11 protein-coding genes are annotated in these 14,892 nt (G+C 73.8%); 5 read left to right on the top strand and 6 right to left on the bottom strand.

Features of this window, described 5'->3' with window-relative positions:
• Positions 1–43: 43 nt before the first annotated feature.
• Entirely contained in the window at positions 44–931 is an 888-nt protein-coding gene (locus ACZ7LK_RS14950; protein WP_392273712.1) for an SDR family oxidoreductase, read from the top strand.
• Complete coding sequence (locus ACZ7LK_RS14945; RefSeq protein WP_471140878.1) at positions 928–2,145, top strand: FUSC family protein; 1,218 nt, start codon at positions 928–930, stop codon at positions 2,143–2,145. The genes ACZ7LK_RS14950 and ACZ7LK_RS14945 overlap by 4 nt, the downstream gene beginning before the upstream one ends.
• A 79-nt stretch (positions 2,146–2,224) precedes the next feature.
• On the opposite strand, the gene ACZ7LK_RS14940 is transcribed toward ACZ7LK_RS14945, so the two are convergent.
• Positions 2,225–3,244, bottom strand: coding sequence for a YihY/virulence factor BrkB family protein (locus ACZ7LK_RS14940; RefSeq protein WP_392273714.1), 1,020 nt, complete (start codon positions 3,242–3,244; stop codon positions 2,225–2,227).
• Positions 3,245–3,366: 122 nt separating this feature from the next.
• Between ACZ7LK_RS14940 and ACZ7LK_RS14935 the strand changes: the two genes are divergently transcribed.
• Positions 3,367–4,770 (top strand): NADP-dependent succinic semialdehyde dehydrogenase, encoded by a 1,404-nt coding sequence (locus ACZ7LK_RS14935; protein WP_471140875.1) that lies wholly within the window; start codon positions 3,367–3,369, stop codon positions 4,768–4,770.
• A 55-nt stretch (positions 4,771–4,825) separates the two neighbouring features.
• Here ACZ7LK_RS14935 and ACZ7LK_RS14930 read toward each other — a convergent pair whose 3' ends face one another.
• Both ACZ7LK_RS14930 and ACZ7LK_RS14925 read right to left on the bottom strand, forming a co-directional pair.
• Complete coding sequence (locus ACZ7LK_RS14930) at positions 4,826–5,809, bottom strand: glutathione S-transferase family protein (protein WP_392273716.1); 984 nt, start codon at positions 5,807–5,809, stop codon at positions 4,826–4,828.
• A gap of 64 nt (positions 5,810–5,873) precedes the next feature.
• The gene (locus ACZ7LK_RS14925) at positions 5,874–6,725 is read right to left on the bottom strand and encodes an MmyB family transcriptional regulator (protein ID WP_392273717.1); all 852 of its coding nucleotides are present in this window, start codon (positions 6,723–6,725) and stop codon (positions 5,874–5,876) included.
• A 192-nt stretch (positions 6,726–6,917) separates the two neighbouring features.
• Here ACZ7LK_RS14925 and ACZ7LK_RS14920 point away from each other — a divergent pair, with 192 nt between their 5' ends.
• Positions 6,918–8,048, top strand: coding sequence for a hypothetical protein (locus ACZ7LK_RS14920; RefSeq protein ID WP_471140871.1), 1,131 nt, complete (start codon positions 6,918–6,920; stop codon positions 8,046–8,048).
• A gap of 341 nt (positions 8,049–8,389) precedes the next feature.
• Here the strand turns inward: ACZ7LK_RS14920 and ACZ7LK_RS14915 are convergent, their stop codons facing one another.
• The 3 genes from ACZ7LK_RS14915 to ACZ7LK_RS14905 form a co-directional block, all read right to left on the bottom strand.
• Positions 8,390–8,773, bottom strand: coding sequence for a VOC family protein (locus tag ACZ7LK_RS14915; RefSeq protein ID WP_469464350.1), 384 nt, complete (start codon positions 8,771–8,773; stop codon positions 8,390–8,392).
• Positions 8,774–8,867: 94 nt separating this feature from the next.
• Positions 8,868–9,890 (bottom strand): PHP domain-containing protein, encoded by a 1,023-nt coding sequence (locus tag ACZ7LK_RS14910; protein WP_471140868.1) that lies wholly within the window; start codon positions 9,888–9,890, stop codon positions 8,868–8,870.
• Positions 9,891–9,894: 4 nt separating this feature from the next.
• Positions 9,895–11,979: a SpoIIE family protein phosphatase gene (locus ACZ7LK_RS14905; protein WP_392273721.1), complete on the bottom strand. Its 2,085-nt coding sequence runs from the start codon at positions 11,977–11,979 to the stop codon at positions 9,895–9,897.
• A 231-nt stretch (positions 11,980–12,210) separates the two neighbouring features.
• On the opposite strand from ACZ7LK_RS14905, the gene ACZ7LK_RS14900 reads away from it, so the two are divergent.
• Positions 12,211–14,742 (top strand): alpha-L-arabinofuranosidase C-terminal domain-containing protein, encoded by a 2,532-nt coding sequence (locus tag ACZ7LK_RS14900; protein WP_471140863.1) that lies wholly within the window; start codon positions 12,211–12,213, stop codon positions 14,740–14,742.
• Positions 14,743–14,892: the final 150 nt, after the last annotated feature.

Below are 14,892 nucleotides of genomic sequence, written 5' to 3'. Positions count from 1 at the left end.
CGAGTAGTCCATCCCCCCTGACAGAGGACCAGAAAGGCGGACCATGACAGACCCCCGCGAACCCCAGGACCCGGTCACGCGCCACCCGCGGCCGGACTTCCCGGACCAGGACCAGCCCCACCCGGGACTGACCGCCCCGATGGACCCGCCGCCGGACCACGGCGAGGAGTCCTACCGGGGCACCGGCCTGCTGCGGGACCGCGTCGCGATCGTCACCGGCGGCGACTCCGGCATCGGGCGCGCGGTGAGCCTGGCGTACGCGCGCGAAGGCGCCGACGTCGTCCTCACCCACCTCCCGGAGGAGGAGGACGAGGCGCGGGAGACGGCCCGGCTCGTCGAGGAGGCCGGCCGCAAGGCCATCGCGCTGGCCGCCGACAACCGGGACGAGGAACAGTGCGGTGCCCTGGTCCGGCGCGTCGCCGACGAGTTCGGCCGGATCGACGTCCTGGTGAACAACGCCGCTTACCAGATGGCACAGCCGGACGGCATCGAGGCGATCACGACCGAGCAGTTCGACCGGGTGATGAAGACCAACCTGTACGGCATGTTCTGGCTCACCCGGGCGGCGCTCCCGCACATCCCCAAGGGCGGCTCGGTCATCAACACGACCTCCGTGCAGGCGTACAAACCCAGCCCGCCGCTGCTCGACTACGCCATGACCAAGGGCGCCATCGTCACCTTCACCCAGGGGCTGGCGCAGATGCTCGCCCCGCGCGGCATCCGGGTGAACGCGGTCGCCCCCGGGCCGGTGTGGACGCCGCTCATCCCGGCCACCATGCCCGACACGTCCGAGTTCGGCAAGCAGTCGCCGCTGGGGCGCCCCGCACAGCCCGCCGAGATGGCACCCGCGTACGTCTTCCTCGCCTCGTCCGGGGCGAGTTACATCACCGGGGAGATCGTCAACGCCACCGGCGGCACCCCGCTCCCGTGAGCCCGGCCGCACGCGCGCGTGACCTGTGGTACCGGGCCGGCTGGGAGGCCGCGGCGGTCGGCCGGTCCGTCCGCCGGGCCCTCACCGGCCCCGGTCCGGAGCGGGACCTGGCCGTGCAGGCCGTCAAGGCCGCCGGGGCCGCCATCCTCGCCTGGGCGGTCGCCGGCTGGTGGTGGCAGGCCCCGCTGGCGCTGATGGCCCCCTGGACGGCGGTCGCCCTCGTCCAGAGCACCGTCTACCGCTCCGTACGGACGGGCGTCCAGCAGGTCGTGCTCATCGCCGCCGGCACCGTCCTCGCCGCGGCCGCCGCAGGACTGACCGGCGACACCATGGCGGCGATGGCCCTCGTACTGCCCGTCACCGCGCTGCTCGGCAACTACTCCCGCTTCGAGGACCAGGGCGTGTACGCCTCCACCACGGCGCTGTTCGTCCTGGTCTACGGCTCGTACAGCGGGTTCGACATCCTGCACCGGCTGCTGGAGACGCTCCTCGGCGCGGTCATCGGCATCGCCGTCAACGCGCTCGTCCTGCCACCCGTCCACCTGCGGCACGCCCACGAGTCCCTGTGCCGGGTGCCGCGCGACGGCGCGGAACTGCTGCGGACGATGGCCGGTGAGATGGAGCGTGGTCACGCCCGCCACCAGGCGCAGGAGTGGCACAACCGGGCGCGGACGCTGCCGCAGCGGCTCGCGGACCTCCGCAACGCGCGGATGTGGACCCGGGAGAGCCTCCGGCTCAACCCGGCGGGGCGCATCCGCCGTCCGGGACCCGCACTGCCGTCCACGCAGTGGGACGCCGCCTGGGAGCGGATCGCCGACCATCTCACCGCGCTCACCCGGACCCTCGTGGAGGCGGCGGGCGAGAGCCCCCGGCTGCGGCCCCCGCCGGACACGGTCCTGGCGGAGGTCCCGCCGCTGCTGTACGCCCTCGCGGACGTGTGCGAGGCCGACAGTGCCGCCCTCCGCGCACCGGGAGGCGTCCGCGGCCCGGACGGCGCCCCCGGCCGGTGCGGAGACGCCGGAGACGCCGGCGACGGCCGCGAGGAGGCCCTGGGGCGGGCCTGGGAGGCCCACCGGCGCCTGAAGGCGCGGCTGGTCGACCAGGACGGCGAGACCGCCACCTCGGTGGGCGGTCTGGTGGCGGAGCTCCAGCAGCTCCTGCACGACCTGGACGACGCCCGGGCCACCATGGCCCCGGCCGGAAACACCCGCTGAAACACCCGGGGCGGTCCGGGGGCACGCTCCGTGCGCCCGGACCGCCCCCGCCCGCCCCCGGGGGAGCGGGCCGGCGCCCTCAGTGGGGACGGGAGTCGCCGCCGGTCCCCTCGGTCCCCTCGGTCTCCTCGCGGAGCTCCGCCGGCCACTTGCGGGTGTCACGCGGCTCCACGTACGGCTCCTCCGACTCCGGCATCCCGCTGCTGATCGCCCGCTGCCGGGCCAGCTCCGCGTCCAGCTCCAGCCCCAGCAGGATGGACAGGTTCGACAGCCACAGCCAGATCAGGAAGGTGATGACACCGGCCAAGGTCCCGTAGGTCTTGTTGTACGAGCCGAAGTTCGCCACGTACAGCGCGAAACCGCCCGAGGCGATCAGCCACAGCAGCACCGCCAGGACGCTGCCCGGGCTCAGCCAGCGGAAGCCCTGCCCGTGCACGTTCGGCGCCCGCCAGAACAGCAGCGCGATCATCACGATCACCAGGACGATCAGCACCGGCCACTTGGCGATGTTCCACACGGTGACCGCCTCGTCGCCCAGCCCGATCGCCTCTCCCGCGCGGGCCGCCAGCGGGCCGGTGAACACCACGATCATCGCGCTCACCGCGAGCAGCACCATCAGCACCAGCGTCAGCCCGACCCGCAGCGGGGTCAGCTTCCACACCGGGCGGCCCTCCGGGAGGTCGTACACGGCGTTGGCGGTGCGGATGAAGCCGCCCACGTACCCCGAGGCCGACCAGATCGCACCGAGCAGGCTGATGACCGCCACCACGCCGCTGGCCCCCGGGCTGTCCTGAAGCTGTTTGACGGCGTCGCCGAGGATGTCCCGCACCGGCCCCGGCGCCAGCTTCTGGAGGTTGTCCAGCACCGCGCGGGTCGCCGATTCGCCGATCACACCCAGGACCGACACCAGGACCAGCAGGGCGGGGAAGATCGACAGGACGCTGTAGTACGTCAGGGCCGCGGCCCGGTCGGGGAGCTCGTCGTCCATGAACTCCTTGCCGGTGCGCTTGAGGACCGCCCGCCAGGAGCCGGCCGACAGGTCGGTGGGTTCCTCCGGCGCCCCGGCGCCTCTTTCCTTGTCATCACCTGTGTGTGCCATACCGCCACGGGTTACCCGAGAGACCCGTCATAACCCGCCGCCCGGGCGCCGCGGACGTTCGCGTTGCGGCGCCGCGACCTGGGCGGCAGGGTCGAGGCAGCCACTGCGAGGAGGACCCGCCCATGCCCATCGCGACCGTGAACCCCGCCACCGGCGAGACGCTCAAGACCTTCGACGAGCTCACGCCCGACGGGATCGAACGGTGCCTGGCCGCCGCCGACGCGGCCTTCCGCGCGTACCGCACGACCACGTTCGCCGAGCGGGCCCGCCTGCTGGAACGCGCCGCCGACCTGCTGGAGGCCGACCGGGACGACATCGCCCGCACGATGACCACCGAGATGGGCAAGCCCCTCGGCGCCGCCCGGGCGGAGGCGGCCAAATGCGTGAAGGCGATGCGCTGGTACGCGGCCAACGCCGAGCGGCTCCTCGCCGACGAGCACCCGCCCGAGGCCGACGTCCGGGACTCCGGCGCGGTCCACGCGCGCGTGCACTACCGCCCGCTCGGCCCCGTCCTGGCCGTCATGCCGTGGAACTTCCCGCTCTGGCAGGTGGTGCGGTTCGCCGCCCCCGCTCTCATGGCGGGCAACGTGGGGCTGCTCAAGCACGCCTCCAACGTCCCGCAGACCGCGCTCTACCTGGAGGACCTCTTCCGCCGGGCGGGCTACCCCGACGGCTGCTTCCGCACGCTGCTGGTCGGCTCACGTGCCGTCGAGGGCATCCTGCGCGACGACCGGGTGGCCGCCGCCACCCTCACCGGCAGCGAACCCGCCGGCCGCTCCGTGGCCGCCGTCGCCGGTGACGAGATCAAGAAGACCGTCCTGGAACTCGGCGGCAGCGACCCGTACGTGGTGATGCCCTCGGCGGACATCGAGGAGGCCGCCCGGGTGGCCGTCACCGCCCGCGCCCAGAACAACGGCCAGTCCTGCATCGCCGCCAAGCGCTTCATCGTCCACACGGACGTCTTCGAGGCGTTCCGCGAGCGCTTCACGGCGGGCATGGCCGCGCTGACCGTCGGCGACCCGATGGACGAGTCCACCGACGTCGGGCCGCTGGCCAGCGAGTCCGGCCGGGACGGGCTCCAGGAGCTCGTCGAGGACGCGGTCAGCCGGGGTGCGACGGTCCTGTGCGGCGGCGGCCGGCCGCGCCACCTGCCGGAGGGCCTGGAACGCGGCTGGTTCTACGAGCCGACCGTGCTGACCGGCATCACGCCCGCCATGCGGATCCACCAGGAGGAGACCTTCGGCCCGGTCGCCACGCTCTACCGGGTCGCGGACGCCGAGGAGGCGGTGGCGGTCGCCAACGACACGTACTTCGGCCTCAGCTCCAACGTCTGGACGCGGGACGAGGAGGACGTCCGGAGGTTCGTCCGGGACCTGGAGGCGGGCGGAGTGTTCGTCAACGGCATGACGGCCTCCCACCCCGCGCTGCCGTTCGGCGGCGTCAAGCGGTCGGGGTACGGGCGGGAACTGTCCGGGCACGGCATCAAGGAGTTCTGCAACGCCACCACCGTCTGGCAGGCGTCCTAGCCGCACTCCCCGTACTGCCCCGGGCTCCCGGGCGCCCGGGCAGTACGGGGAGGGGTCACAGCGGAGGGACGACCTCGCCGGGCGGGGGAGGGGGCGGCGGCGTGCCGTCGCCGAACGGGCGCCCGCCCAGCTCCTCCCGGTGGTGCGGCGCCCGCCAGCCCCGCAGGTCCGGGCCGCGCGGCACGATCCGCGTCGGGTTGATGTCCTCGTGGACCACGTAGTAGTGCCGCTTGATGTGGTCGAAGTCCACCGTGTCACCGAAGCCGGGCGTCTGGAACAGGTCCCGCGCGTACGCCCACAGGACCCGGTCCTCGGTGAGCTTGTTGCGGTTGCACTTGAAGTGGCCGTGGTAGACGGCGTCGAACCGCACCAGCGTGGTGAACAGCCGTACATCCGCCTCGGTGATCGTGTCCCCGACCAGGTAGCGCTGCCCGGCCAGGTGCTCCGACAACTGGTCCAGCCGGGCGAACAGCCGCGCGTAGGCCGCGTCGTACGCCTCCTGGCCCTTGGCGAACCCGGCGCGGTACACGCCGTTGTTCACGTCCTGGTAGATGCCTTCCATCCGCTCGTCGATCTCGTCGCGCAGTGCCTCCGGGTAGAGGTCGGGCGCGCCCTCGCGGTGCAGGGCCCGCCACTCGGTGGACAGGTCCAGGGTGATCCGCTGGTAGTCGTTGGACACCAGTCGCCCGCTCGGCACGTCGACGAGCGCCGGCACGCTCACCGGGCCGTCGTACCCCTTCTCCCTGGCCTCGTACGCCTCGCCGAGGAAGCGGATGCCCAGGACCGGGTCCCGTTCGTCGGGGTCGAGGGTGAAGCGCCAGCTCCGCTCGTCCTGCACCGGGTCGGCGACGGCGAGGGACAGGGCCTCCTCCAGTCCCAGCAGCCGCCGCACCACCAGGGAGCGGCTCGCCCAGGGGCAGGCCCGGCTGACGACCAGCCGGTACCGCCCGGCCTCCACCGGCCGGCCGTCACGGCCGTCGGCGGTGATCCGGTCCGTGAAACGGCTCGCGGACCGCGTGAACTCGGCGGAATCGCGCACGATGCTGCCCTTCCCGGTGGACGGTGACGGACGTCCGCCCCGGGTACCCCTTCCGGGCGGTGCCTCACCCGCCCGTCCCGGCCCGGTCCACCGGGTCGTCCGGCCGGGCGCGCAGCGACGGGGTGCGGAGGCGGCGCGGGCCGGGGTGGAAGACCAGGACGATCAGCCGTGACCCCGGGGCCGCCATGGGCTGGGCCGCGCACATGGTCACCCAGCCGCGCCCCAGGACCGGGTGGCACAGCGGCCGCTGGTCGCCGTCGAGGTGGCTGTAGGAGCTCGCCTCCTCGTAGAGCGGGGCCGCCACCGGGTCGGCCAGGACGTCCTGCTCGATCGCGCACAGCGTCTTGTCGGACGGGTCGGCGGCCAGCGCCACCCGAAGCTGGGGGAGGACCAGCGGGGCCCAGGCGGTCTCCCAGTCCGCGAGGACGTCCCGGGCTCCCGGTTCGACGGTCATCCACCGCATGGCGTTGGCGGGCACCCGGCGGTGCGGGAACAGCGCCGCGAAGGGGGCGTTGTGCGCCAGGACGTTCCATGAGCGGTCGTTGATGTACGCGGGGTGGGAGACGCCGCGGAGGATCTCCTGCCAGACGCCGGGGAGCTCCTCCCCGGAGCGGAAGTCGAGCGGGCGGGGCGGGTCCTGGCCCAGCGCGTACCGCCACAGCGCGATCCACTCCTGCTCGTTCATGCGGAACAGCCGCGCCACGTCCTGGAGGAGGTCCACCGGCGGATTGGGGTAACGGCCCGACTCCAGACGGCCGTAGGTGTCCGGGGCGCGGTGCAGGATCTGGTCGATCTGCGCCTGGGACAGCCCGCGCGCACGCCTGCCCTGCCGTGTGGGGCGTGTCAGTCCCTGGCTCTCCGGCGTGATCGACGCCCGGCGCTCGCTGAGCAGGAGACGCAGTGCAAGCTTGTCCATGACGCTTTCTTCCCCAAGGGGGCGGCCGCCGGTGGTGCCGTGGCCGCCGTGGTGTGCCGCGGCTCCTCGCGGGAACAGAGCGCGGAAGGGCCACACGGGTACGCTGGCCCGTCGCACGTCAGCGATCAAGCGTTCGCGTGGTGCGTACATGCGCACGGCGCACACACGCAGGCGTAAACGGGGGCAAGAGCGATGGAAGAGGACAGTTCCGTGCGCGGCGGTTCCGCCGCCCACGCCCGGGAAGGGGACCGGGGACGGGCGCCCGCGCCCGGGTGGGCCGAGGAGCGGGCCGGTGCGCCGGCCGGCGGCCCCGACGCCCTGTCCCCGGCCGCCAGGGCCCTGTACGCGTCGATCACCCGGGGCGAGCCCGCCGGCCCGGCGGACGGCGCGGCGCTCCGGGAGCTGCTGGCCTGGCACCTGGTCACCGTCGACCCCGACCGGCCCGGGGCGCCGATCGCGCTGGACCCCCAGGAGGCGGGCCGGCGGCGGCTCGACGAGGGGCTGCGGGAGCTGGCCGCCCGGGCCGCCGGCATGGCGGCCGTCCCCGCCGTCGCCGACGAACTGGCCCTGCACTTCGAGCGCGCCAAGTGGCGTTCCGGGGCGGGCAGCGAGTTCCTCGCCGAGCCCGAGCAGGTCGGCGCCCGGATCGGCGAGGCCGTGGGCCAGGCCGAGACCGAGCTGCTGACCGCGCAGCCGCTCGGCCCCGCCGGCGCCGACGCCCTGGAGGCCGCGTTCGCCCGGGACATCCGCGCCCTGGCCCGCGGGGTGCGGATGCGCACCCTGTACCGCGACGGCGAGCGGGACGACGCGGCGACCCGCGACCGGGTGACCCGGCTCACCGCGCGGGGCGCCCAGTTCCGCACGCTGGCCGCCCCGTACCAGAGCTGTGTCGTCGTCGACCGGCGCCAGGCCTTCATCCCCGACCACGTGGTCAACTCCACGCCCACGCACGCCGCCTGGCACGTGATGGACCGGGCGCTGGTCGCGTTCATCGCCGAGGGGTTCGAGGACGCCTGGCGGCGCGCCGACATCTGGCACGGCGACCCCCGGCGGGCCGCCCCCGACGACGGCGGCGGACTGACCCACCGTCAGCGGGAGATCCTCATCGACACGGCGGCCGGCGTCGACCAGCGCATCACCGCCCGGCGGCTGAGCATCGGGCTGCGCACCCTGACCAAGGAACTCGGCGTGCTGCGCGCCCGCTGGGGCGCCCCCACCCTCGCGGCGCTCTCCTACCGCTGGGCCCTGTCCGCCGAGCGCCGGCGGATGGCGGAGGAGGTGGCCGGAGCGGAGGAACAGCGGGGTGGGGGGCCCGGAGCGTGACGATCCGGCCTCCGGGGCCCGTCCGTTGGCCGAAGGTTTTTCACGGAAGAAGCATCAGAAGAAATCCCGTGGGGATTGCTGCATCCTGGACGGGTTGATCGGCTCGTCCACCGGGCGCCGCCGGTCCGCGAAACCGCTATTACGGGGGGCGTTGTCCGCGCCTCATGCCAGAAACGGGCAACGCAGGGCACGGGCAGCGTGCCCTGCCGGGCATCGCGTGGATACCGCAAGGTCGAGCCAGGGCCTTACGGGCCGCCACACCGAATCATCGGTACGTCCCCCGTGATAGGCGGCGGACCCCGACCCGCCCGCATGCGGCGCGAGTCCACCCCGGCCCGTGGTCAGACGGGCTCGATCCGGCCGCGCAGGAGGCAGAACTCGTTGCCTTCCGGGTCGGCCAGCACGTGCCAGTCCTCCGTGCCGGTCTGGCCGACGTCGACGCGCCGGGCGCCGAGCCCCAGCAGCCGCTCCAGCTCCGCGTCCTGGTCGCGGTCGGTGGCGCTGACGTCGATGTGCAGCCGGAGCTTCCCGGTCCGCGGATCGTCGCTGGGGCTGAGCACGAGGACGGGCTGCGGCCCGCCGAAGCCGGTGCCGGCCGGCCCGATCGCGATGCTCCCGTCGTCCTCCCGCTCCAGCTCGACGTACCCGAGGACCCCGGCCCAGAACGCGGCGAGCCGCTCGGGATCGGCGCAGTCGACGACCAGCTCACTGATACGGCATGCCATGCGCGCCAGTGTACGAAGGGCACGCGGGCGACGGCATTCTTCCGCAGCCCCCATGGGCCCGCGCCTCGGCCGCCCCCCCGGCGGGCGCCTCGCCTCAACCGGCCCCGGGGGCCCGGCGCGTACGGGTCCAGGTGAGCAGGTCCTCGGCGGACCAGGTGTTGACGACGCGGTCGGCCGGGACGCCGCACTCCTCGGCGCGGGCGCAGCCGAGGACCTGCCAGTCGAGCTGCCCCGGGGCGTGGGCGTCGGTGTCCACCGCGAAGAACACCCCGGCGTCCACGGCCTGCCGCAGCAGCCGCCGGGGCGGGTCCAGGCGCTCCGGCCGGCTGTTGATCTCCACCGCGGTGCCCGCCTCGGCGCACGCCGCGAACACCCGCTCCGCGTCGAACTCCGACTCCGGCCGCTTCCCGCCGACCAGCCGGCCCGTGCAGTGGCCCAGGACGTCCACCAGGGGGTTGCTCACGGCCCTCACCATCCGCCGGGTCATCGGCGCGGCGTCCATCCGCAGCTTGGAGTGGACCGAGGCGACCACCACGTCCAGTTGGTCCAGGAGTTCGTCCTCCTGGTCGAGAGAACCGTCCAGCAGGATGTCGCACTCGATGCCCGTCAGCAGCCGGAAGGGCGCCCAGCCCTCGTTCAGTTCCGCCACCACGTCGAGCTGCTCCCGCAGCCGGTCCGCCGTCAGGCCGCGGGCCACCGTCAGCCGGGGCGAGTGGTCGGTGAGCACCGCCCACTCGTGGCCGAGCGCCGCCGCGGCCCGACCCATGGCCTCGATGGGGCTCCCGCCGTCCGACCAGTCGGAGTGCAGGTGGCAGTCGCCGCGCAGCGCCGCCCGCAGCTCCGCCCCCGGCCCCGGCGCGGCCTCCGCCTCGCCCTCCAGCTTCCGCAGGTACGCCGGCACCTCCCCGGCCAGCGCCTCCCGCACCACCTGCGCGGTCTTCGGGCCGATGCCCTTCAGCCGCTCCAGGGTCCCGGCCGCCGCCCGCTCGGCCGCCTCGCCCTCGCCGAGCGCCGAGAGCGCCGCCGACGCGGTGCGGAAGGCCCGCACCCGGTACGTCGGCGCCAGTGACCGCTCCAGCAGATAGGCGATCCGGTCCAGTGCCTCGACGGGGTCCATGGCCTCAGGCCTCCTCCGGTCGTCCGCCCGTTCGTCCGCCCCGTGACGACGGGCCGATCTCGCACCACACCGCCTTGCCCTCGCCGCGCGGTTCCACGCCCCACCGCAGGGCCAGCGCGTCCAGCAGCAGCAGTCCCCGCCCCGAGGTGGCCGCCTCGCCCGGTGTACGGCGCCGGGGCCAGGCGCTGGAACGGTCCTGCACCGTCAGCCGCACCCGCCGCACCGGTTCCGGCAGCACCTCCAGGGTGAGCACCGCGCCGCCCTCGGTGTGCAGCAGCACGTTCCCGAGCAGTTCCCCGGTCACCAGCTCGGCGTCGTCCGCGAACGCCCGCATGTCCCAGTCCCGCAGCGCCCGCCGGACCACCGCCCGCGCCTCCGAGAGCCCCTGCGGGTCGGCCTGGTGGATGTACTGGTGGATGCGCGGCGCCCGCGGGGTGCCCGGGTCCGGGCTGCGCCGCAGCACCAGCAGAGCCACGTCGTCACCGGCGCCCCACCGCTCCCAGAACCGCTGCGACAGGTGGTCGGCCAGCGCCTCCGCGCCGGGCGGCCCGCTGCTCACCGCCGCCTCCAGGGCGTCCATGCCCTCCCCGATGTCCGCCCCCGGCTGTTCGACCAGCCCGTCGGTGCACATCACCAGCGTCTCGCCGGGCACCAGGTCCAGCCGCGTCTCGGGGAACTCCTCGTCCCCGAACACCGACGCCACCCCCAGTGGGAGGCCCCCCGGCAGCTTGGGCCGCCCGACGCGCCCGTCCGTGTGCCGGATCAGCGGCCCCAGGTGGCCCGCCCGCACCGCCCGTACCGTGCCCGAATCCAGGTCCACCTGGGCGTACGTACATGTGGCGAACCGCTCCGTGTCCAGCTCCGCGAGGAACCGGGACGCCCGGGCGAGCACCGTGGAGGGGGCGTGGCCCTCGCCCGCGTACGCCCGCAGCGCGATCCGGAGCTGGCCCATGATGGCGGCGGCGTGCGTGTCGTGACCCTGGACGTCACCGACCACGATGCCGACCCGCCCCCGGGGCAGCGGGACCACGTCGTACCAGTCGCCGCCGACCTGCCGGCCGCTCCACGCCGAGTGGTACCGCACGGCGATCTCCCCGCCCTCGACCGCCGGGATGCGGCGGGGGAGCATGGTGGCCTGGAGGCCCGTGGCGAGTTCGCGCTCCTCGTCGAACAGGATCGCCCGCTGGAGCGACTGGGCGACGATGGCGGCCAGCCCCAGCGAGAGGTTCCGCTCGTCGGCGCTGAAGGCGGTGCGCCCCCGGTAGAACAGCGCCATCCCGCCCAGCGTGCGCGCCTGGGCGACCAGCGGCAGGTAGGCGGCCGCCCGGAACCGCATCCTCCCGGCGAAGGGGGCCAGCACCGGGTAGTCCTTGATCAGCTCCTGGAACGAGCTGCTGAACAGCGGGCGCCCGCTCAGCACGGTCTCCGCCAGCGGCATCCCGGGCTCCAGCCGCCGCATCCGCAAGTGCTCCAGGACGTCCAGGGACTCACCGCTGAGGGCGATGATGTTCAGCGAGCCGTTCTCGACCAGGCCCAGCGCGAAGCCGTCGGCCCCCAGCCGGGCCAGGCCCCCGGGGCCGGTGAGCGCGGCGGTGACGTCGTCCACCGTCACCGCGCGCGACAGCGCCTGGGTGGTGCGCTCCACCATGTTGGTCTGCCGTTTCCGGCGCTTCTCCAGCTCCAGCACGAAGGCGGAGTGGGTGATCTCGGAGGTGGCGTCCCGGACGATCCCGACGATCCGGTGGGCCCGGCCGTCCCGGTCGCGCAGGATGCGGGCCTGGACGTGCGTCCACTGCACGGAACCGTCGTCCAGGGGGATCTGGAAGCGCGCGGCGTACGAGGACCGGCCGCTGGACAGCGCCTCCCTGATCACGGCGTCCAGCCGGGCGCGCTCCTCGGTCTCCAGCCGGTGCACCAGGGAGGCGGGCCGGGCGTCGAACGTACCGGGCGCCAGGCCGAACACGAGGAGCCCCGCCTCGTCGATGTCGATCGTGCCCGCGTCGAGGTCCCAGTCGAAGCTGCCCGTACGGTTCATGGCGAGCCGCTCGGTGGGCCCGATCTCGCCGCTGTGTGCCCGGTTGTCCGTCATCCCCCTCATTGTCGAGCCGGTCGGGCGGGAACGCCAAGGCATCGGCGCCGCCCGGCGGGCCGGACGGGCACCGGCGGCGGTCGACGTTCGGTGAGACGGCCCTACCGCTGGGTAATCGGAAGCGGGCGGCCGGGAGGGTTGACGCCCCAACTGCCCCTCCCTATCTTCCTGTTCGAAGTTCTGGTCAACGTCCGGTATTTCGAACAACTGAAGACATCCAGGAGCACACACATGGCACCCATACGGCCGAGGCTCGTCCTCGCGCTGGCGGCCCTCATGGTGGGCACGGCCATGGCCGCCCCCACCCGGGCCGACGCCCCACCCCCGGCCGACCACACGATCACGGTCACCCCCGACCGGGCCGGCCCGGCGATCGGTCCGACCATGTACGGCGTCTTCTTCGAGGACATCAACAACGCCGCCGACGGCGGCCTGTACGCCGAGCTCGTCCGGAACCGCTCCTTCGAGTTCGGCCCCGCCGACAACCGGTCCTTCACCCCCCTCACCGCCTGGCAGCAGACCGCGACCGGCGGCGCCACCGGCACCCTCCAGGTCGTCGACGACGCCGAGCGCCTGAACGAGCGCAACCGCCACCACCTCCGCCTCGCCCTCACCGGCGCCGGCGGCGAGGGCGCCCGCTTCGGCATCGTCAACAGCGGCCACGGGGCCGGCATGGCGCTCAGGGAAGGCGCCCGCCACGACTTCTCCGTCTGGGCGCGCACCGACAGCGCCGCGGGCACCCGCCTCACCGCCGAGCTGCGCACCGCCGACGGCACCCCCGTGTCCACACCGCTGGGCATCACCGTGCGCGGCGACCGCTGGACCAAGTACACCGGCACGCTCACCCCCGAGGTGACGACCACCGGAGGGCGCCTCGCCGTCACCGCGGCGGGCGGCGGCACCCTGCGTCTCGACATGGTCTCGCTCTTCCCGCGCGACACCTACAAGGGCCGGGCCAACGGGCTCCGCAAGGACCTCGCCGAGAAGATCGCCGCCCTGGAGCCCGGATTCCTCCGCTTCCCCGGCGGCTGCCTGGTCAACACCGGCAGCCACCGGGCGTACGAGGCGCCGGACTGGGAACGCCGCCGCTCCTACCAGTGGAAGGACACCATCGGCCCGGTCGAGCAGCGGGCCGTCAACGCCAACTTCTGGGGTTACCACCAGAGTTACGGCCTCGGCTACTACGAGTACTTCCAGTTCGCCGAGGACATCGGCGCGATGCCGCTCCCCGTGGTGCCCGCCCTGGTCACCGGCTGCGGCGAGAACCGGGCCACCGACGACCCGGCGCTGCTGGAGCGGCACATCCGGGACACGCTCGACCTGATCGAGTTCGCCAACGGCCCCGCCACCTCCGCATGGGGCCGCAAGCGTGCCGCCATGGGCCACCCGAAGCCCTTCGGCCTGACCCACCTCGCCGTCGGCAACGAGGAGACCCTGCCCGACCAGTTCCTCAGCCGCTTCACCGCGTTCCGCGAGGCCATCGCGGCCAGGTACCCGGACATCACGGTGATCAGCAACTCCGGGCCCGACGACGCCGGGAGCGTCTTCGACCGCGCCTGGCAGCTCAACCGGGAAGCCCGCGTCGACATGGTCGACGAGCACTACTACAACAGCCCGCAGTGGTTCCTGCGGCACAACGACCGCTACGACGCCTACGACCGGAAGGGCCCCAAGGTCTTCCTCGGCGAGTACGCCTCGCGCGACGACCGGTTCCGCAACGCGCTGGCGGAAGCCGCCTTCATGACCGGCCTGGAGCGCAACGCCGACGTCGTCAGGCTCGCCTCCTACGCCCCGCTGCTCGCCAACACGGACACCACGCAGTGGCGCCCCGACATGATCTGGTTCGACAACCACCGCTCCTGGGGCTCGACCAGCTACGAGGTGCAGAGGCTGTTCATGACCAACACCGGCGACCGGGTCGTACCCAGCCGGGCCACCACCACCCCCGCCGTCTCCGGCCCGATCACCGGGGCCGTCGGCCTGTCCACGTGGGCCACCAGCGCCGCGTACGACGACGTGGAGGTCATCGCCGCGGACGGGACCACGCTCCTGGAGGACGACTTCTCGGCCGGCGACACCCGCTGGACACGGGGCACCGGGCGGGGCGACTGGACGGTCCGGGACGGCGCGTTCCTCCAGACCGACGCGACCGCCGAGGACACCCTGGTGACGGCGGGCGACAAGGGCTGGCACGACTACGACCTGCGGCTGAAGGCCACCAAGAAGTCCGGCAGGGAGGGCTTCCTGATCGCCTTCGGCGTCCGGGACACCGGCAACCACTACTGGTGGAACCTGGGCGGCTGGAACAACACCCGCTCCGCCGTCGAGGCGGCCGTGGACGGCGGCAAGGAGACGCTGACCGAGAACGCCACCACCATCGAGACCGGACGCACCTACGACATCCACGTCAAGGTCCGCGGGCGCCAGGTCACCCTCTACCTCGACGGACGGGAATGGGGGAGCTTCACCGACGACAAGCCCGCCGAACCCTTCCGGCAGGTCGTCACCCGGGACAAGGGTGACCTCGTGGTCAAGGTCGTCAACGCCGGGGCCGCACCCGCCCGCACCCGCGTCGACCTCGGTACGGCGAAGGTCGCCCCCACGGCCCGGCTCATCACCCTCACCGGGGCACCGGACGCGGTGAACACCGCCGACGCCCGGCCGGTCCGGCCCCGGACGTCCACCCTGCGCGGGATCGGCGAGGAGTTCACGTACACCTTCCCGGCCCACTCCGTCACCTTCATGCGGATCAAGGCGGGATAGAAGCGCGGAAAGGCCCGGCCGGACACCCGGCCGACCCCGCCCCCCGGGCCCCCGGCCGACCCGGGCCCCCGGGCCCCCGGCCGACCCGGGCCCCCGGGCCCCCGGCCGACCCGGGCACCCGGCCGGACACCCGGCCGAGCCGGCCGGGAA

This window comes from Streptomyces sp. NPDC039423, from assembly GCF_055598725.1.
The sequence above is the reverse complement of the archived record's forward strand: the minus strand, read 5'-3'. Positions and strand labels throughout refer to the sequence as shown.